The 20,205-nt window shown below is 72.4% G+C and carries 12 protein-coding genes; 4 read left to right on the top strand and 8 right to left on the bottom strand.

All coding sequences use genetic code 11. The features are described 5' to 3' along the window. Positions 1-34: 34 nt before the first annotated feature. The 7 genes from addA to V5F49_RS17110 form a co-directional block, all read right to left on the bottom strand. A complete protein-coding gene (gene addA, locus V5F49_RS17140) occupies positions 35-3,529 on the bottom strand; it encodes a double-strand break repair helicase AddA (RefSeq protein WP_394116757.1) in 3,495 nt (1,164 codons plus the stop codon). Next, the gene (gene addB / locus V5F49_RS17135; protein WP_394116756.1) at positions 3,526-6,573 is read right to left on the bottom strand and encodes a double-strand break repair protein AddB; all 3,048 of its coding nucleotides are present in this window, start codon (positions 6,571-6,573) and stop codon (positions 3,526-3,528) included. Before addB ends, addA begins: the two co-directional genes overlap by 4 nt. A gap of 17 nt (positions 6,574-6,590) precedes the next feature. Next, the gene (locus V5F49_RS17130; protein ID WP_394116903.1) at positions 6,591-7,292 is read right to left on the bottom strand and encodes a nucleotidyltransferase family protein; all 702 of its coding nucleotides are present in this window, start codon (positions 7,290-7,292) and stop codon (positions 6,591-6,593) included. Positions 7,293-7,324: 32 nt separating this feature from the next. Further along, positions 7,325-8,896 (bottom strand): tRNA (adenosine(37)-N6)-threonylcarbamoyltransferase complex ATPase subunit type 1 TsaE, encoded by a 1,572-nt coding sequence (gene tsaE, locus V5F49_RS17125; RefSeq protein WP_394116755.1) that lies wholly within the window; start codon positions 8,894-8,896, stop codon positions 7,325-7,327. Next, positions 8,893-11,301: a sensor histidine kinase gene (locus tag V5F49_RS17120; protein WP_394116754.1), complete on the bottom strand. Its 2,409-nt coding sequence runs from the start codon at positions 11,299-11,301 to the stop codon at positions 8,893-8,895. Before V5F49_RS17120 ends, tsaE begins: the two co-directional genes overlap by 4 nt. Before the next feature lie 434 nt (positions 11,302-11,735). After that, on the bottom strand, positions 11,736-12,962 hold the full coding sequence (locus tag V5F49_RS17115) for an ArgE/DapE family deacylase (protein WP_394116753.1): 1,227 nt from the start codon (positions 12,960-12,962) through the stop codon (positions 11,736-11,738). Between the two features lie 123 nt (positions 12,963-13,085). Beyond that, on the bottom strand, positions 13,086-14,309 hold the full coding sequence (locus V5F49_RS17110; protein WP_394116752.1) for a urate hydroxylase PuuD: 1,224 nt from the start codon (positions 14,307-14,309) through the stop codon (positions 13,086-13,088). Between the two features lie 87 nt (positions 14,310-14,396). Here V5F49_RS17110 and V5F49_RS17105 point away from each other — a divergent pair, with 87 nt between their 5' ends. Further along, positions 14,397-15,365, top strand: coding sequence for a LysR family transcriptional regulator (locus V5F49_RS17105; RefSeq protein ID WP_394116751.1), 969 nt, complete (start codon positions 14,397-14,399; stop codon positions 15,363-15,365). Positions 15,366-15,403: 38 nt separating this feature from the next. On the opposite strand, the gene V5F49_RS17100 is transcribed toward V5F49_RS17105, so the two are convergent. Beyond that, a complete protein-coding gene (locus tag V5F49_RS17100; protein WP_394116750.1) occupies positions 15,404-16,795 on the bottom strand; it encodes a nucleobase:cation symporter-2 family protein in 1,392 nt (463 codons plus the stop codon). Positions 16,796-17,052: 257 nt separating this feature from the next. On the opposite strand from V5F49_RS17100, the gene uraH reads away from it, so the two are divergent. Genes uraH through V5F49_RS17085 form a run of 3 tightly spaced genes read left to right on the top strand, consistent with a single transcriptional unit; the run spans position 17,053 to position 20,156 of the window. Beyond that, on the top strand, positions 17,053-17,406 hold the full coding sequence (uraH, locus tag V5F49_RS17095) for a hydroxyisourate hydrolase (protein ID WP_394116749.1): 354 nt from the start codon (positions 17,053-17,055) through the stop codon (positions 17,404-17,406). A 3-nt stretch (positions 17,407-17,409) separates the two neighbouring features. After that, positions 17,410-18,855 carry an allantoinase PuuE gene (puuE, locus tag V5F49_RS17090; RefSeq protein ID WP_394116748.1) on the top strand — a complete coding sequence of 482 codons (1,446 nt, stop codon included), beginning with the start codon at positions 17,410-17,412 and terminating at the stop codon, positions 18,853-18,855. Positions 18,856-18,860: 5 nt separating this feature from the next. Continuing rightward, positions 18,861-20,156 (top strand): allantoate amidohydrolase, encoded by a 1,296-nt coding sequence (locus V5F49_RS17085; RefSeq protein ID WP_509210705.1) that lies wholly within the window; start codon positions 18,861-18,863, stop codon positions 20,154-20,156. Positions 20,157-20,205: the final 49 nt, after the last annotated feature.

Raw genomic sequence — 20,205 nt, 5'->3', positions numbered from 1 at the left:
GTAGGGATGCCCTCCCCTCTCCGTCAAGGCGCCGTCACGCCGAGGTGAGGGCGAGCCGCGCCCGTGCCGCCGCCAGCCGCTCGGGCGGCAGCACGTGGACCAGCGGTCCGGCGGTGTAGATGAGCCGCGCCTCGCACGGCCGTCCGCCGAACACCCGCGACAGCAGCGCGCCATAGACGGCGAGCTGCGCCACATAGGTTTCCCCGATGTCCTCGGCCCGCGCGGGCGGGGTGCGGTCGGTCTTGAAATCGGCCACGAGGATGCGCTCCTCAGTCACGGCGAGCCGGTCGATGCGGCCGGAGACCGCGAAATCGCCGCCGTCGCTGGCCGGCAGGCGGCCCACGACGGGCACCTCCGCCCGGCTTCCGGCGCCGAACAGATCCGCGAGCGGCGCATGGCCGAGCACCGCCAGCGCCTCCTCCAGCACCGGCGCGAGCAGCGCCTCCGGCACCCCGTCGGCGGCATGGCGCAGCAGCCGCATCCCGGCGGCCGCCCGCTCCGCCGGGGCGATCTCCGGCAGCCCGGCGAGGAGGCGGTGCACCAGATCGCCCCGCACCAGCGGCGCCAGACCCTCATGAGCGGTGGGGACGGCGGCGCCGGGGGGCAAGGCCGCTGCGGCGGAGGACGGGCGCAGGATGCGCGGCGCAGGCTCCACCGGCGGCGGCCCGGCGAAGGCCGGGAGGGCCCGCGCCTCTCCGTCCGGGGCTGGCGCAGGGGCGGCCGGAACGGCGATGGCGAGCCCCGGCCCCTTGCGCCAGCGCAGCACCTCGCCCTCGAAGCCGAGGGCGGGCTTCAGCTCCGCATCCGGCTCCAGCGCGTCGCGCACCAGGTCATACCAGCAGCCCTCCGGCCGGGCGTGGGACTTGTCCTTGCCCGCCGCGCGGGTTTCCGCGCCGCAGACGATCACTGCATCCTCGGCGCGCGTCAGCGCCACGTAGAGCAGGCGGCGATATTCCTCCAGCTCGCGGGCGGCGGCGGTGGCGCGGGCGGTGGCGAGGGCCTGCGGATCCTCCGTCTTGCGCGGCGCCAGCACCGGCACGTCACCGTCAGCGCCGGGCACGGTGAGGAGGCCGCCGGACACCCGCGCCCGCGGCATGTCCACCGTATCGGCGAGGATGACGAGCGGCGCCTCCAGCCCCTTGGCGCCGTGCACGGTCATCACCCGCACCTCGTTGCGCCCGCTCTCCATGTCGCGCTTGGTCTCGGCGCCGCCCCGGCGCAGGAAGGCGAGGAAGCCGGCAAGGCTCGGCGGCTCGGTGGCCTCATAGGTGCGGGCGAGGGCCATGAACTCGTCCAGCACGTCCGCCGCCTCCGGGCCGAGGCGAGCCAGCACCGCGCGGCGCCCGCCATCTCGGCCGAGCACGCGGGCGTAGAAATCGAACGGCCGCAGCGCCAGCGCCTCCATGCGCCAGCCGGCAAGGCGGGCGGCGGCGGCAAGGTGGCGCGGATCGGTGGCGGCGGCCAGCGCATCGGCGAGGCGCCCCCCGCGCGCCGGGCACAGGGCCATCAGATCGGCATCGTCGAGCCCGAACAGGGGGCTTTTCAGGACGGACGCCAGCGCCAGATCGTCGTCGGGCGAGACCAAAGCGTCGCCCAGCGCCATCAGGTCGAGGGCGGCGATGTGCTCGGCCACCACGAGGCGGTCGGCGCCCGCCACCTGCACCTGATCGTCCTTCAGCTCCTTCAGCGCGCGGATCACCGCCTCGAACAGCCGGCCGCGACGGCGCACCAGCACCAGCACGTCGCCGGCGCGCATGGGCCGGCCCTGCCGGGAGGGCATGGCGAGGCCGGTGGCGATGCCGGCGCGGATGAAGCCGGCGATGCGCCGCGCGAGGCGTTCCACGGGATCGTCGGAGGGCGCCTCGTCCAGCGGGCGGCGCCAGTTGTCCGGCTCGGGCTGGGGCGCGGGGCGGGTGGTGGGCCAGATCTCCACCAGCGCCGGCGCATCGGCGCGGATGGCGGCATGCACCGGCGGGCCGGCATCCAGCGTCAGCCCGTCATGGGCCTCGGCGCGGGAGAAGATGCGATCCACCGCCTCCAGCACGCCGGGGGCGGAGCGGAAGGAATGGGGCAGCTCCACCCGGCGGAAGGCATCGCGGCCGGCCTTGCGCTCGAAGGTGGCGCGCATGGCGCCGAACGCGCGCGGGTCCGCCCCCTGGAAGGAGAAGATGGACTGCTTCTCGTCGCCCACCACGAAGATGGTGCGGCTCACCCCTTCGCGCGCGCCGGCGCCGGCGAAGAAATCGCTGGCGAGGCCGGAGACGACGCGCCACTGCTCGGGGCTCGTGTCCTGCGCCTCGTCCACCAGCACATGGTCGATGCCCTGGTCCAGCTTGTACTGCACGAAGGTGGGCTGCTCGGCCAGAAGCCGGGCGGCCTTGGTGATGAGGTCGTCGAAATCGAGCAGGCCGCGCGCCGCCTTCTCCGCCTCGTAGCGGCGGCAGGCCTCGGCGGCGAGCGTCAGGGCCGCGTCGGTGCGCTCCAGCGCGCGGGCGGCGCGGGCGCTGTCCTCCAGCGCGGCCAGGCGGTCGCGCTCGTCGCGCAGGCGGGCGGCAAGGGCGGGCGCGCGGTCGGCGAAGCCCTTGGTGCAGAGGTTGCGGTCGGAGCGCGGCCCCTCGCTGCCGAAGAACACCTTGCGCCATGCAAAGCGGGCGGAGGCCGCGTCCGGCGCGGCTGCGGCAGCGGCGATGTCCTCGCCGCGGGTGCGGTCGGTGGCCTTGTCGGAGGCGCACAGCTCGGCGGCGGCCGCCGGCCATTCGCTGCGCGGCAGATGCGGGCTTTCGAGCATGTCCGCCTCGACTGCCGCGACGCTCAGCCCCGGCGCGATGCCGAGAACGCGGGCGACGGCGGCGCTTCTTGCGGCCGGCGTTTCGCCCAGCGGCAGGATGCGCGCGCGCAGCGCCACCGCAGCGTCGAGCAGCTCGACCAGCCCGCTGTCGGAGACTTCCTCCGTCAGCCGCGCCACCGCCTGCCCCAGCGCGCTCGAAGGCGCGCGGGCGGCGGCCACCACCAGATCGGTGCGGATGCGGGCCATCAGCTCCTGCCGGCCCACCTCGTCCAGCTCGCCGAAGCCGGCGGCGACGTCCGCCTCGAACGGGAAGCGATGCAGCAGCGCGCCGCAGAAGGCGTGGATGGTCTGGATCTTCAGCCCGCCCGGCGTCTCCAGCGCCGCCGCGAACAGCCGACGGGCGCGGGCGCGCATGGCGGCATCGGGGGCGGTGTCGACGGTCTCGCGGATGGCGGCGTCGAGCGCGGCATCGTCGAGCCGCACCCAGCGGCCGAGGATGGCGAGCACCCGGTTGGCCATGTTGGCGGCGGCGGCCTTGGTATAGGTGAGGCACAGGATGCGCCCGGGCGGCGTGCCGGCCAGCAGCAGGCGGATCACGCGGCGCGCCAGCACATGGGTCTTGCCGGAGCCCGCATTGGCCGAGACCCACGCCGAATAGGCCGGGTGGGAGGCATCCGACTGGCGGCGCGTGGCCTCGGCCTTGGGGCCGGTGGGCGCGGCGGAGGGAGCGGACGCGCTCATTCGCCGTCCTCCCCGCCCAGCGCCCATTCGCGCACCCGCGCGAGGTGGTCGTAGCCGCCGAACCGGCCGGCCCATTGGGGTGCCGCCAGCGCGCGATAGCCCTGCGTTTCGTTCTCGAACGCCTTCATCAGGCTTTCGAGGCCCGCGAGCGCATCCTCGGCAAGGTCCATGGTGCCGCGATCCTTGAGGCGCACGGCCTTCTCCTCGCCTCCAGCGGCACCGCCCTTCAGCTCCACATAGGCGATGTCCGCCACCTCCGCCGCCGGCACGTTGGCGAAGGCGCCGCGCTGCGCCATGGCGGCCTCCAGCGGCAGCTGGGGCGAGAGCGAGGCGGCCTGCCGGGCGGTGGGGGCGGTGCCGGTCTTGAAATCGAGGATGTTGATGAGCCCGTCGCGCCGGAGCTCGATGCGGTCGGCACGGCCGGTGAGGCGGAAGGTTCCGGCGCCGAGCGGGATGTCGAGCCGCCCGCCCGCCTCGGCGACGATGCGTTCGAGATGGGGCCGCCGCTCGCGCTCGAAGCCGATGAGGAAGGCGGCGGCGCGCTCGAACCGCGCCCACCACAAGGCGTGCTCCGCCGGAAAGGCGGCGAGCGGGGCGAAGGCGCGCCGGCCCTCTTCCAGCAGCCGATCGAGGGCATCGGGCGGCAGCGCCTCGGGAAAGGCGGCGGTGAAGCGGCCGATGGCCTCGTGCAGGGCCGATCCGCGCTCCGCCCCGCCCGGCGCGGCGTCCAGCGGATCGAGCGGGATCAGCCCCAGAACGTGGCGGGCATAGATGGAATAGGGATCGCGCAGGAAGGTCTCGATCTCGGTCACCGACAGCCGGCGCGGCCGCAGCGCCAGCGGCGGGGCCGGCGCGGGGCGGGTGGCACGGGGCACGGCGGGGGCGTCGTCCAGCCTGCGCGCGGCCTCCACCCAGAGGTCGCCGCGCTGGCGGGCGGCGTCCCATTCGTCCGGCCCGGCCACGGTGCGCAGGCGCTGCAGGAAGCGCGAGGGCACGCTCTGGGTGCCGCCCACCTTGGCGGCGAAGGAGAGCACCACCTCTCGCGCACCGAGGCTCTGCGCGAAATCGTGCGCGGCAAGGCCGATGCGCCGCTCCGGCAGGTCCAGCCCCAGCGCGGAGCGCATGGGGCGCGAGAGCCAGGGGTCGGTTTCCGCGATCTGCGGCCACACCCCCTCCACCAGCGCGCCCAGCACCACCCGATCCACATGGACGAGGCGCGCCTCCAGCGGGCCGAGGATGCGGATGCGCGCATGGGGCTCGGCGCGCGGGCGCACCATGGCATCGCCGAACAGGGCGCCGCTCGCTTCCGCATAGGCGGAAAGGTCGAGCGCCGGTCCGTCGGACGCCGTCGCGGCGAGCATCTCGAAAGTGCGCGCGAGGGCGGCGGCGCCGGCATCCTCGGCCTCGGGATCGAGCCCGCCGGCCACCGCCACATAGGCCGCGCGGTGGGCCGCCACCAGATCGGCGAGCGCCGACGGGACGCGCGTGGCCCCAAGCGCCAGCAGGGGCCCGAGGGCGCGCTCCAGCCGATCCACCAGATCGAGGGCGCGGTCGAGGGCTGCGGTGTCGATCCGGCGGCGCGGGTCCCCGCCGCGCCATGCCTCGGGATCAAAGGCAGCGATCGCATCGCGCAGGCCAGCGATGCCGGCACGCGGGCGGGCGCCGCGCAGGGCGACAAGCTCCAATGCCGCCACCGCCGGCGCCTTGGCCTCGGGATCAAGGGAAAAGCGCGCCAGCGGATGGGTCAGCAGCGCGAACAGGGCCACCGGCGCCAGATCCTCGGCCGCCGCCGTCACCAGCAGGGCGGAGAGCCGGCCGGCGGCGCTGTCGGCCAGCGGCGTGCCGGCGGAATCGTCCAGCGCCACGCCGAAGCGCGCCATCTCCGCCGCCACCCGGCGGGCGAGGTCGCGATCGGGGGTCACGAGAGCGCAGGTCTCGCCCGGCCGCTCCAGGGCGTCGCGCAGCACAAGGGCGATGGCCACCGCCTCGGCGCGCGGGTCGGCGGCTTCCACCACGCTCACGCCGGCCATGGCGCGGGCCAGCGCCTCCCCCGGCAGCCGCTCCGGCAGGCGGGCCCAGAGATCCGACGTCTCGGCCTGCCGCAGCGCCTCGCTGGCGAGGCGCTCCCGCCCGTGCGACGCCGGCGGGGCCAGCGTGCCGACGTCCGCACGCGTCACGCCCATGCGGGCGATGAGGCGGGACAGGCCGTATTGCGGATGGTCCGGCGCCGGATCGCGCGGGTCGGTGATGCGGGCGAAGGAAGGCTCGTCGAGATCGAGGTCCAGCCCCGGCAGCACCACCGCGCCCAGCGGCAGCTCGGCGATGGCAGCCAAAAGCCGCGCCGTCGCCGGCATGGAGCCGGTGGAGCCGGCCGCGATCACCGGCCCGGCGGCGCGGCCGAGCGCGGTGAGGCGCCGCGCCTCCGCATCCACCAGCGCATCGCGCCGGGCCGCCGGTTCCACCAGCCCGGCGGCGTCCAGATAGTCGGTGAAGGCGCGGCGGGCGATGCGCACGAAATCCAGCCCCACGCGGAAATAGCGGTCGAGCTCATCGGGCACGAGCCCGTCCATGCGCTCCACCGGCAGGCCGGCGGTGGTCAAATCGTCGAACAGCGCGCCCAGCGCATCGGCCAGCGCGAAGGTGGCGCCGGTGCCGGCGGCGACCGCCTCGCGCTCCACCGTGCGGGCGAGGGTGTCGCGCCAGTGGGCCACCAGCCGCGCCAGCACCAGCCGGCGATGCACCGGGGCGATGGCATGGGGCGCGGCGAGCACCGGCGCATCCTCGGAGAAGGCGAGCGCATCCTCGTCCACGTCGCCGAGCGGCACGATCCTCGGCAGCAGGGTGACGCCGCCGCCGGTGGCCGCGAGCAGGGCATCGGCGAACAGGCGGCCGGCGCGGCGGGTGGGCAGGAAGACGGTGGCGCCGGCCAGCGCCATGGGATCGCCGCGCGGGGCGAAGCCCTCCACAAGGGCGCCGTCGAGCAGCGCCTCGGCCAGCGTCGGCAGGAACGGCGCCGAGGGCGGGATGGTCAGCACGCGCGCCATGGCTCCGCCCTCCCCGCTCAGTCGCTGGACCGCTGGATCGCCTCCTCGGCGAGGGCGATGGCGTCCGGCGTGCCCACATGCATCCACACGCCGTCGAGCCGCAGCCCGAACAGGCGTTCGTCCGCGGCGGCCCTGTCGAAGATGCGGTTGAGGGAGAAGGCGCCCTCGGGCGTGCCCGCGAACAGCTCCGGCTTGAGGATCGCGGCGCCGGCATAGACGAAGGGCGCCACCTGCCGCTCGGCGCGGCGGGTCAGCCGGCCGAGCGTGTCCATCTGGAAATCGCCCGTGCCGTCATAGCCGATGGAGAGGGCGGCCGGCGCCAGCAGCAGCAGCGCGTCCATGGCGGCGGGATCGAAGCGCTCCATCAGCCGCGAGAGGTTGGGCCGCATGCCCTCGATCCAGATGGTGTCCGAATTGATGGCGAGGAACGGCCCTGCCCCGATCAGCGGCAGCGCCTTGCGCACGCCGCCGCCGGTCTCCAGCAGCGCGCCGCGCTCGTCGGAGAGGATGATCTCAGGCGCCCCGGCGCGGGCCTTCAGGTGCGCTTCGAGAAGGTCCGCATGGTGATGCAGGTTGACCACGGCGCGGGGGATGCCCGCCTCGGCGACGCGGTCGAGCACATGGTCGATGAGCGCGCGGCCCTCCACCTCCACCAGCGGCTTCGGCCGGGTGTCGGTGAGCGGCCGCATGCGCGTGCCGAGGCCGGCGGAAAGCACCATGGCGGTGGTGATGGCGGGCGGTGCCGGATGGGTCACGCGGAAAGGTCCCTGGATGGAAGCACCGCCTCGTACCACATCCGGAGCGAGCCGAGATCCTGGTGGCCGAGGCAGCGGGCGAGATAGCGCCGGATGCGCGGCAGATGCTTGAGGTAGTGCGGCTTCCCGTCGCGCTCGTTGAGCCGGGTGAAGATGCCGAGGATCTTGCTGGCCCGCTGCGCCCCCATGAGCGCATAGGAACGCGCGAAGCCGCGCACGTCGAAGGTGGGATCGGCGGCGCGGCGCAGCCGCACGTAATGGCCGACGAGATGGAGCTCCAGTTCCTCGGAGACATCCACCCGCGCGTCCTGCGCCAGCGAGGCGACGTCATAGGCCGCCGGACCCAGCACCGCATCCTGGAAGTCGATCAGCCCCACCCGCTGCAGCCCCTCGCGATGGGGCAGCCAGATGAGGTTGGGGGAGTGGAAATCGCGCAGCACCCAGGTGGCCGGCTCCGCCAGCACCGGATTGAGCGCGCTGCGCCAGAGCAGGTGGAACTCCTCCCGCACCACGCCGTCCAGCCGGATACCCCGCGACGGCAGGTACCAGTCGAGCATCAGGTCGATCTCGCACAGCATGGCGGCAGCGTCATAGGGCGGCAGCGCCCGCTCCACCCGCGGCGCCACGTGCAGCGTCTGCGGCAGGTTGCGGCCGTGCAGGGCGGCGAGCACCTCCACCGCCGCCTCGTAGCGCTCGGGGATGGGGGCGGGCGGCGAGCCGGCGACCACGCCCTCGCGGCCGAGGTCTTCCAGCACCAGCAGCCCGGCCTCGAGGTCGGCGGAATGGATCACCGGGGCGGAGAGGCCCTGCGCCAGCAGCGCCCGGTCCATGGCGACGAACGGCTTCACGTCCTCCGCCAGATGCACCAGCTGGCTGTAGGGCAGGCCGCGGCGCAGGGCCGGCCCGTCCGGCTGGCGCGGCGCGTTCATCAGGATGGCAGAGCGCTCCGGCAGCACGAGGCGGGTATAGGAGCGGCTGGAAGCGTCGCCCTGCAGGAACACCCGTCGGGCGGCGGCAAAGCCGCTCTGCTCGATCAGCGCATCGGCGATCTGGAAGCGGTCGAGCCGCGCCTCGACGCTGCCGATGCCGGTGAGCACGGCCACCCGCGCCTCGGGTCCCAGCCCCTCGCCGAACGGCGTGCCGGCGGCGATGAACAGCTCCACCTCCAGCCGGTCGGCCGGCAGGCTGTCCTCGGCGCGGTCGGGCCATTCCACCAGCAGCAGCGCATCCTCGCGCAGCTCGTCCCAGCCGAGCTCGTACAGCTCCTCGGTCTCGAGGATGCGGTAGAGGTCCGCATGGACCACCCGCCCGCGCGGGAAATCATAGGAAATGAGGATCGGGAAGGTGGGGCTCGGCACGTCCACCGCCGGGTCCTCGGCGAAGGCGCGCACCAGGGCGCGGGCGAACTCGGTCTTGCCGGCGCCGAGGTCGCCCCGAAGCGCGATGGTGTCCTTCGGCCCGAACCAGGTGGCGAGCAGCCCCGCGAGCAGCGTGGTGGCGGCAAGATCCGGCAGCACCACGCGGCAGGCGACGGGACGGCCGGGCAGGCGTTCGATGGCGAGGGTCATTCGGCGGCCTCGCGCCGGCCTTCGCCGGTCAAGGGGAAGATGCAGGTGGCGAGCGTGCCGCCGGCGGGAGTGCCATCGGCCGCGCGGACGGCCGGCGCCACCGTGACCGAGCCGCCGTGCAGCGTCATGAACGAGCGCACGATGGCAAGGCCCAGCCCCACCCCGCGATGGCGCGGGCCGGCGCTGCGGCTCTCGAAGCGGTCGAACAGCGTGTCGGCCACCTCGGCCGGAACGCCCGGCCCCTCGTCGCGCACGGTGAACACGAGCGCGCCCTCGCGCCGGGCGGCGCCGAGGCTGACCGTGCCGCCGGGCGGGGAGACGGCGATGGCGTTGGACAGGAGATTGAACAGGATCTGCCGCACCCGCCGCGCATCGGCGATGAAGTGACCGGCATCGGGATCGACGCTCACCGCCAGCTTCAGCCCGGCCTCGGCCACCGGATCGCGCACCGCCTCGGCGACGCCGGAGACGGCCTCGCGCACGTCCACCTCGGTGAGGTCGAGCTCCATGGCGCCGGCGTCGATGGTGGCGAGGTCGAGGATGTCGTCGATCAGCGCGCGCAGCAGGTCCGAGGACAGGCGCATGTGCTCCAGATAGTCGCGCTGGCGCTCGCTCAAGGGACCGGCGAGCCCCTCGCGCAGCATGTCGGCATAGCCCATCAGCGTGTTGAGCGGCGTGCGCAGATGGTAGGAGACATGGCCGACGAAGGCGTTCTTCAGCCGGTCGGCGGCTTCCAGCGCCTCGGCCCGCTCCTCCAGCACCCGCTGCATCTTCACGCTGTCGGTCACGTCGCGGAAGGTCACCATGGTGCCGCCGTCGGGCAGCGGCTGGGTGGCGCCGTCGAGCACCCGGCCGTCCGGCCGCTCCAGCCTCAGCGCCACCGCCTCGCGCGGGCCGATGGCGGTCACCGCGTGGCGGATGCGGGCGAAGGCGGAGGTCTCGCCGTGCAGCGGCCGGCACATGGCGGCCACCGCGTCGACGTGGGGCTTCTCGCCGAGCGCGCGCGCGTCCAGCGACCACAAAGCGAGGAAGGCGTGGTTGTAGAGATTGAGCCGCCCGTCCGAGCCGAACACCGCCACCGCCTCGGCGAGGCCGTCCAGCGTCTCGCCCTGGATGCGGATGAGGCTGTTGTAGCGGCCCTCCAGCGCCAGATGCTCGGACAGATCGTCGAACAGATAGGTGACACCGCCCTCCGCATTGGGGGTGATGACCACGCGCAGCATCTGCCCGCCGGGCAGGTGCCACCAGTCGTTCACCGGCTCGATGGCGCGGTAGGCTTCGCGCAGCTGGGCGCGCCAGGCGCGGAAATCCGCCTGCTCGGGCACCTTCCGGCGGGTGCGCAGGTCATCGAGGATGGCGCCTTCCGCCGGCCTCTGGTCGAGGAAGGCGGGGGAGAGATCGAACAGCCGCTCGTAGGCGGCATTGTGGAACACCAGCCGCTCGTCGGCGCCGAAGATGGCGACTGCGGTGGTCAGCTGGTCGAGCGTGCGCCGATGGGCGGCCACCGCGTCGCGGATCTCGGCGCGGGCGGCCTCCTCGGCGGTGACGTCGATGGCGATGCCGGCGGTGCCATAAGGCCCGGCCACCTCCACCACCTCCATCTGCCGGCGCTGGCCCTTGGTGACGGCGCGCACCCGCTGGTGGAACTGGCCGGCTGCGCCCTCGGCACTGGCGGCGGCGGCGCGGGTCTTGCCATCCAGCAGGTCGAGCCCGAGCGCGCGCGCCTCCTCGGCGGTGGCGGCGCCCACGGCGGCCACGAACGCCGGATTCACATAGGACAGAGCGCCGTCCGCCCCGCGCAGCCAGGCCGGGGCCGGCGCCGCATCGAGCAGCGCGGCGAGGCCGATGGCATCCGGGCCGGGCGATGCCTCCGCGCCCGACGCGCCGGCGGCGGGCTGACCCGTGTCGTCGGAGGCGGCAGGCACGAGCCGGAGGATGCCGGCGCCGTTCGATGCCTCGCCCACCAGCCGCAGGGCGCCGGCCGGCGACGGCAGCGACACGTCGAGCGCAGCCTCGCCGGACCGCAGGCGCGCCACGGCGGCATCGAGGCCGGCGGACGCCTCGGGGCCGAGCGCATCGCGCAGGTTCGCCTCGGCGCAGCCGAACACGGCGGGGGGCACCTCGGGTCCGGTCCAGATCAGGAAGGTGGGCGCCTCGCCCGCCAGCAGAACCCGGCAGGCCTGCGCCTCGGCGCGGGCGCGGGCGGCGGCGGCGCCGGCGGAAATCGCGTCCTGCTCGGCGGCATCCACCCGCTGGCGCAGCGCGGCGGCGACGCGATGGGCGCGCAGAGCCGACAGCCCGGCCACCGCCGCGGCGGCGAGGCCAAGCACCGGCCACAGCGCGTTCGCGGCGCTGAGCAGCAGGTCGGGGCCGGCCGCGAGCGCAGGGGCGGAAAGCTGGGGCACGGCAAGCAGCAGCCCGGCCAGCGCGGTCGACGCACCAAGGGCGGCTGCCGGCCTCCTCGCAGGAGGAACGGCGCCGCGCCAGAGACCCGGCCAGACCACAGCGGAACCGGCGGCATCAGCCGCGCCGCCGGATGACGACACCGCATCGATCCTTGGCAGGGCGCGCGGAAGGGTGCGCGGAAGGGTGCGGTCCGGCCCGCCGCCCGGTCCGGGCACCGCCGGCGCCGGGCCCGCAGGCAGGCGCCGGCCGTGCCGGGCGCCGCTGATCCGGTTGCGCTCCGCCATTCGCCCCGGTGTCCTTCCCCTGCCCCGGCGGGTGCCGCAGCCTCTCTCCGGCAGCCCGCGAATCATCCGCCAACTCTACCCAAGGGGCGGCCGGCATTGAAGGGCCGGAACGTCCCCGGCCACAGGCGCGGGCCGGGGACGGGCGATCTTCAGGACAGAAGGTCGCGCAGCGTCAGGGCGATGACGAGGGTGGCCTTGTCGAGGTCGGCGAGGACGAGGTTCTCGTCCGCCCGGTGGCCGTTGGCCTCCTCGATGGTGTGGGGGCCGGCGCCGTAGAGAACCACCGGCACGCCGGCCTCGGCATAGAGGCGGGCGTCGGTGTAGATGGGCACGCCGGCCTCCTTCACCGTCTCGCCGGTGACGGCCGAGGCGTGCCGGCAGATGGTGGCGGCGAGGGTGTGCGCGCCCTCCCCCGGCACCAGCGGACGGGCGAGGAGGATGCGCCGCACCTCGGCGCGGGCCTTCGAGCCCGTGAGCGCATCGGCGATCACCTGGCGCACCTCGGCCTCCACCGCCTCCGGGCTCTCGCCGGGCACGATGCGGCGGTCGAGCCGGAAGGTGACGCGGTCGGGCACCACATTGGTGTTGATGCCACCGGAGATGAGGCCGACCGTCAGCTGCGGCGCGCCGATGCCGGCGACGTCGGAGGCGCGGTCCTTGAGCGTGTCGCGATAGGCATAAAGGGCGGTGAGGATGTGGGTCGCGGCCTCCAGCGCGTCGATGCCGGTGAAGGGCAGCGCCGCGTGGGCGGACTTGCCGATCACCTCCACCTCCAGGTGCAGGCAGCCGTTGTGGGCCACCACCACCCCGTAGGAGAAGCCGGCGGAGATGGCATAGTCGGGCTTGGTGATGCCGGTCTCCAGAATCCAGCCGGGGCCGACCTCGCCGCCGATCTCCTCGTCATAGGTGAAGTGCAGCTCCACCGTGCCCTTCAGGGGCAGGCCGGATCGCTTCAGCGCGTCGAGGGCGAAGGCGTAGGTGGCAAAATCGGACTTGGAGACGGCGACGCCGCGGCCGTACATGCGCCCGTCCACGATCTCGGCGCCGAACGGGTCGTGGGTCCAGCCCTCGCCGGGGGGCACCACGTCGCCATGGGCGTTGAGGGCGATCACCGGGCCGTCTCCAAAACGGTGGCGGATGATGAGGTTGGTGACGGAAATCATGCCCGCCGCCTTCACCCGCTCCGCCGGCACCGCGTGGCGCTCCACCGTGAAGCCGAGCTGCTCCAGCAGCTCGGCGGCGCGCGCGGCGTGGGGGGCGCAGTCGCCGGGCGGATTGTCGGAGGGCACCTTCACCAGCTCCGCCAGGAACTGGCGCTGGTCGTCCGCGCGCGCGTCGATCAGGCGGGCGAGGGTGTCGGCCTCGGGGGTCGTCATGGGGTGATCCTTGGTTCTGTCGTTCCGGGTGTTAGCGCGGGCGGCGGCGGCGCGCCACCCGCGAGGGGCCCGCCGGCGCGGGCCGGGAACCGGCCCCGGGGACGGGGCCGGTCGGGAGCGCGGCTACTTCGATGCGCCCCAGGCCTTGAGCACCGCGCGGTCCTCGGCGGACAGCTCGGTGATGTTGTTGGGCGGCATCGCGTGGGAGAGCGCCGCCTGCATCACGATCAGGCTGCGGTTCTTGGCGATGTTCTCCGCCGTGTCCAGCATGACCCCGCGCGGGGCGATGACGATGCCCTCGTAGAGCGGCTCGGCCGCGTGGCACATGGAGCAGCGGCCCATGACGATGTTCTGCACGTCGTCCGGCACCTCCACCGGCGGCCCGCTGCGGGCATAGGCGGTGGTGACCAGCGGCGGCAGGCCGAGGGCGATGCGGCCGGCCGGCGTCGTCGTCATGCTGATGAAGATGCCGAGCAGCAGGCACAGCCCCGCCACCAGCCAGCACCACAGCTTGTCGCCGCGCCCCGAGTGCCGCTCGTTGTAGAAATAGCGGATCACCGTCCCCGCGATCAGCGCCAGCGCCACGATGACGAAGGCGTAGGGCGTGGAATAGGTGATGGGATAGTGGTTGGAGATCATCAGGAAGACGACGGGCAGCGTGAAGTAGTTGTTGTGCGACGACCTCAGCTTCGCGGTCTTGCCGTAATAGGGGTCCGGCACCTCGCCCGCCTTCAGCGCCGCCACCACCTTGTGCTGGTTGGGGATGATGACGAAGAAGACGTTGCCGCTCATGATGGTGGCCATGAGCGCGCCGGTGTGGATGAAGGCGGCGCGCGGCGAGAACACCTGCTGGAACAGGAAGGCCGCCAGCACCACGCCCGCGAACACGATGACGCCCACCGCGGTCGGGTTGTTGCCCAGCTTGGAGCGGCACAGCTGGTCGTAGGCGATCCAGCCGGCGGCGAGCCCGCCCATGCCGATGGCGAAGGCGGCGATCGGCTTCAGGTTCATCACCGCCGGATCGATGAGATACAGCGACGACTGGTAGTAATAGATCCAGATCAGCAGGAAGAATCCGGTGATCCAGGTGGCGTAGGACTGCCACTTGTGCCAGCCCAGCTCCTCGGGGAGGAAGGCCGGGGCCACCAGATACTTCTTCACCTGGTAGAAGCCGCCGCCATGGACTTCCCACGCCTCGCCGCCCTTGCCGGCGGGAATGTCGGGGGTCGCCTTCAGGCTGGCGTCGAGATGCATGAAGTAGAAGGACGACCCGATCCACGCCATGCCGGCGATGATGTGCGTCCAGCGCAGCAACAGGCTGCCCCATTCGTGCAGGATTGGTTCCATGTCCGCTCAGGTCCCGTGTCTGGAAGGAGAAGGGGCATTTGCCTCTGCGCGCCGGTCCGTCCGGGGCCATTGGCCCCGCCGTCCGGCTTGCGTATCGTTCATGTGGTTTCGGTCAAGGGGCGCAGCGCCGTGCTGGAGAACATGAAGGCGTTCGTCGCCTCGGTGGAAAGCGAGAGCTTCTCGGAGGCCGCGCGGCGGCTGCGCCTGTCCGCCAACGTGGTCAGCCACCGCATCCAGACGCTGGAGAAGCACCTGGGCTGCCGGCTCTTCAACCGCACCACCCGCCGCATGAGCCTGACCGAGCAGGGCCGCGTCTATTACGAGGCCATCACCGAGGCGCTGCGGATGATCGAGGCCGCCGAGAGCAACGTCACCGAACTCGGCGCCCTGCCGCGCGGGGCGCTGCGCGTCACCGCCCCGCTGCATCTCGGCCGCCGCCTGGTGGCCCAGGTGACGGCGCGCTACCAGGAGGCGCACCCCGAGATCGACGTGCGCCTCCGGCTTTCCGAGCACACGCTCGATCTCGTGGCCGAATCCATCGACGTGGCGCTGCGCCTCGCCACCTTCGAGGATTCCTCCATGATCATGCGCAAGGTGGCCCAGGTGGACCGCATCCTGTGCGCCGCGCCGGCCTATCTGGAACGGGCCGGGGTGCCCCGGCGACCGCAGGATCTGCTTGCCCATCAGTGCCTGCTCCTCAGGTTCGCGAGCCTTCGGGAATTGCGCTGGATGCTGACCGACGAGGGCCGGGACCTCGCCGTGCCCGTCACCGGCCATCTGGAGGCCGACGACGGCGACGTGCTCACCGTGTGGGCGCTCGATGGGCGGGGCATCGTGGTGAAGCCCCGCTTCGAGGTGGCCGACGCGCTGGCCGACGGGCGGCTGGTGCCGGTGCTGGAGGCGCATCCGCCCAAGCCGGCGACGCTCGCGGTGCTCTACCCCGCCCGCCAGCTGGTGCCGCAGAAGGTGAAGACCTTCGCCGACATGCTGGTGGACCAGGGCCGGCGCTACATCGCCCGCGAGCTCGGAAAGCTCGGGGAGCGGCTGTCCGCCTGAGCGCACCGCCGCTCCCCGCCCCCGCACCCCCGCGCGCCTCAGTGCGCCTCGGCCTGCTTGGCGGCCGCGACGATCTCCTCGGTGGAGGTGCCCTTCACGCCGTTGAAGAAGACGTTGAGCAGCACCGCGACGATGGCGCAGAGCAGGATGCCGCTCTCCAGCAGGGGATGCAGCTCGTGCGGCAGGTTCCTGAAGAAGTTGGGCGACACCAGCGGGATCATGCCGAAGCCGACCGACACCGCGACGATGAACAGGTTGAAGCGGTTGGTGCGGAAATCGACGCCGGTGAGGATGCGCGCGCCGGTGGCTGCCACCATGCCGAACATCACGAGGCCCGCGCCACCCAGCACCACCTGGGGCACCGCTTCCACCAGCGCCGCCATCTTCGGCAGCAACCCGAGACCGAGCATGATGATGCCGCCGGTCACCGTCACCCAGCGCGAGCGCACCCCGGTAATGCCCACCAGGCCGACATTCTGCGAGAAGGAGGTGTAGGGGAAGGTGTTGAAGATGCCGCCGATGAGGGTGCCGACGCCGTCGGCCCGCAGGCCCTTGGTCAGCGCCTTCTGGTCCACCGGCTTACCGGTGATGTCGGAGAGCGCGAGGAACATGCCGGTGGATTCGATCATCACCACCACCATCACGATGCACATGGTGATGATGGGCACCAAGTGGAATGTGGGCATGCCGAAGTGGAAGGGCACGATCACGTCGAACCACGACGCCGCCGCCACCTTCTCGAAGTGCATGATGCCGAGGGCGGTGGCCAGCACCGCGCCGGCGATGATGCCGAGCAGCACCGCCACATTGGCAAGGAAGCCCTGGCCCCACTTGATGAGGCCGAGGATGACCAGCATCACGAACAGCGAGATGCCGAGGCCCTGGAGCTGGCCGTAGTTGGGGTTGGCCACCTGCACGGACTGGCCGTTGATGGTCTGGGTGAGGAAAGGCAGGCCCCCGCCCGCCCAGTTGATGCCCACCCGCATCAGCGAGATGCCGATGATGAGGATGATGGTTCCCGTCACCACCGGCGGGAACAAAGGCAGGAGGCGCGAGACGAACGGGGCGACCAGAATGCCGAAGATGCCCGCCGCGATCACCGAGCCATAAATGCCGAGGAGGCCGATCTGCGGATCCTGACCCATGGCGACCATGGGGCCCACCGAGGCGAAGGTGACGCCCATCATCACCGGCAAGCGGATGCCGACGCCGAGGAAGCCCAGGCACTGGGCGAGGGTGGCGAGCCCGCAGGCGAACAGGTCGGCGGAGATGAGGAAGGCCACCTGCTCGGGTGGCAGCTTCAGCGCCCGGCCGATGATGAGCGGCACCGCCACGGCGCCGGCATACATGACCAGAACATGCTGCAGGCCAAGCACCACAAGTTTCGGTGCTGGCAACATTTCGTCTACGGGATGAACGGCTTCGGACATGAGGTCCCCCTGGAAAGGCAGTCGATCGGGTATCGGAAGGGCGTCTTGTTTTTGGCGCCGGCACCAAGGGCGCGGAGCGGTGCCGGGTTGCGGGTTTGCCCAACGCATCGGCATGCCTAATGAAAGATCAAATCCGCCGCTGTGAAAATGGTTGGCTAATCGAAATATCTTCCGATTTTTTTGGAAAATGGATCGGCCCAAGCCGGGTTATGCTGCTCCGCAGCGGAGCGTTTGTCCGCAAGGCTCGCGAGGAAAAGATGGGGCGCCTGTCCACGCACGTACTCGACACCGTTACCGGCGGTCCGGCGGTCAATGTGGCGGTTGAGCTATACCGTTTGGGTGCGGACGGCAGCCGCGCCCTCCTCACCACCCGCCGCACCAACGCCGATGGCCGCACCGACGCCCCCCTGCTCGCCGGGGACGATTTCGCCGCCGGCACCTACGAGCTGGTATTCCATATCGGCAACCATTTCCGCGCCACCGGCGCCCCCGCGGCGGAGCCGCCCTTCCTCGACCAGGTGCCGCTGCGCTTCACCCTCGCCGCGGACGGGCACTATCACGTGCCGCTGCTCTGCTCGCCCTGGAGCTATTCCACCTACCGGGGCTCCTGATCCATGGCCGCACCGCTCGATCCCGTCACCGGCCGCCCCTACCCGCGCGACCTCGTCGGCTACGGCCGCACCCCGCCCCACCCGCGCTGGCCGGGCGGCGCCCGCATCGCGGTGCAGTTCGTGGTCAATTACGAGGAAGGCGGCGAGAACTGCATCCTGCACGGCGACAACGCCTCGGAAGCGTTCCTCACCGAGATCATCGGCGCATCGCCGTGGCCCCGCCAGCGGCACATGAACATGGAGTCCATCTACGAATACGGCGCCCGCGCCGGCTTCTGGCGGCTCCACCGCATGTTCACCTCGCGCGGCCTGCCGGTGACCGTGTTCGGCGTCGCCACCGCCATGGCGCGCAACCCGGAGGCCGTCGCCGCCATGACCGAGGCCGGCTGGGAGATCGCCAGCCACGGCTACAAGTGGATCGAGTACAAGGATTTCACCCGCGCCGCCGAGCGCGAGCACATCGAGGCAGCCATCCGCCTCCACACCGAGGTGACGGGCGCCCGGCCGCTCGGCTTCTACCAGGGCCGCTCCGCCGAGAACACGATCCCGCTGGTGATGGAGGACGGCGGCTTCCTCTACACCGCCGACAGCTATGCCGACGACCTGCCCTACTGGATCGAGGGCCCTTCCGGCCCGCAGCTGGTGGTGCCCTACACGCTGGAAGCCAACGACATGCGGTTCTCGGTGGCGGCGGGCTTCGGCTCCGGCACCGAGTTCTTCGACTATCTGAAGGACAGCTTCGACACCCTCTATGCCGAGGGCGAGAGCGCGCCGAAGATGCTCTCCATCGGCCTGCACTGCCGGCTTGCCGGGCGGCCGGGCCGCGCCGCCGCGCTGGCGCGCTTCCTCGATTACGTCACCTCCCATGAGGGCGTCTGGGTGGCGACCCGGCTCGACATCGCCCGCCACTGGATCGCCACCCATCCGCCGGAGGGGGGCTACCGCCCGTCCTTCATGCCGCGCGGCCTGTTCGTGGAACGGTTCGGCGGCGTCTACGAGCATTCGCCCTGGATCGCCGAGGGCGCCTACGACACGGGCATCACCGTGCGCGAGGACACCGCCGCCGGTCTCAACGCCGCCCTCGCGGCGGTGCTGCGCGCGGCCTCGCCGGAGAAGCAGATGGGTGTCATCCGCGCCCATCCGGACCTCGCCGGCAAGCTCGCCGAGGCGAAGATGCTCACCGCCGATTCCACCGCAGAGCAGGCCTCCGCCGGCCTCGACCGGCTGACGGCGGAGGAGAAGGCCCGCTTCACCGCCCTCAACGACGCCTATGTGGCGAAGTTCGGCTTTGTCTTCATCATGGCCATCCGCGGGCGCACCAAGGCGGAGATCATCGCCGCCTTCGAGCGGCGGCTCGCCCACGACCGCGACACCGAGATCGCTGAAGCCCTCACACAGATCGAGCGCATCGCCCTGCTGCGGCTCGAGCAGATGCTGCCCACAGGCTGACGTCCGTGAACAAGGTGTTCCCCGTGCCCCAAGCTGCCCCAGCGCCCACCCTGCCCCCGCTCGACGGCGACACCATCACCGGCCGCCTGAAGGAGCTGGCGGCCTGCACCGACGTGCCCGGCGAGCTCACCCGCCTCACCCTCACCCCCGCCCACAAGCGGGCGGCGGCCCAGGTCTCCCACTGGATGCGCGAGGCCGGGCTGACGCAGGTGCACATGGACGCCACCGGCTCCATCGTCGGCCGCTATGCCGCCGATCGCGCCAATGCCAAGACGCTGCTCATCGGCTCGCACATCGACACCGTGCGCAACGCCGGCATCTATGACGGCAACCTCGGCGTGCTCACCGCCATCGCCGCTGTGGAGGCGCTGCATAGGCAGGGCCTGCGCCTGCCGTTCGCCATCGAGGTGGTGGCGTTTGCCGACGAGGAGGGCGTGCGCTTCCTCTCCACCCTCACCTCCTCCAAGGCGCTGGCCGGCATCTTCGATCCCAAGAGCCTCGAGGACATGGACGCCCAGGGCATCTCCCGCATCGAGGCGCTGCGATCCTTCGGCGCGCCGGTGGACCGGGTGGCCGACTGCCGGCGCGATCCGGACGACATGCTCGGCTATGTGGAAGTGCATATCGAGCAGGGCCCGGTGCTGGAGGCTGCGGGCGCGCCGCTCGGCATCGTCACCGGCATCGCCGGCGCCTCGCGCGGGTATGTGCGCATAAGGGGCGAGGCCGGCCATTCCGGCACCCTGCCCATGGCCATGCGCCACGATGCGCTCGCCGCCGCCGCCGAGATGATCCTCGCCGTGGAAGCGCGCGGGCGGGCGGACAAGGACGCGCTGGTGGCCACCGTCGGCACCCTCATCATCGCCGGCAGCGCGGTGAACGTGGTGCCGGGCGAGGTGCAGTTCTCCCTCGACGTGCGCACCCTCTCGGATGACCTGCGCCAGCAGGCGGTGGCGGACATCCGCGCGGCGGTGGCCGAAATCGCGGCAAAGCGCGGGGTGCGCGCGGTGGTGGACATCGGCCACGAGGTGCCGGCCGCCCCCTGCCACGGCCCGCTCAAGGACCGCATGGCGAAGGTGGTGGAGGGCCTACAGCTGCCGGTGGTGCGCCTGCCCTCCGGCGCCGGGCACGACGCCATGGTGTTCCGGGGCGTGATGCCCATGGCCATGCTGTTCGTCCGGTCGGAGAACGGCAGCCACAACCCGCGCGAATACGCCTCCCCCGCCGACATCGGCATGGCCGCGGAGGCGCTCTATGCCTTCCTCATGAAGACGGCCGAGGAGATGGCGGGCGAGACGGCGTGAGCCGGTCCGGCGGGGACTTCGGCCCCGCCGGACCGGTCAGCTGTCGGGC

Origin of the sequence: Xanthobacter lutulentifluminis (genome assembly GCF_043194675.2) — a bacterium.
In the GTDB taxonomy this organism is placed as follows: domain Bacteria; phylum Pseudomonadota; class Alphaproteobacteria; order Rhizobiales; family Xanthobacteraceae; genus Xanthobacter.
The sequence above is the reverse complement of the archived record's forward strand: the minus strand, read 5'-3'. Positions and strand labels throughout refer to the sequence as shown.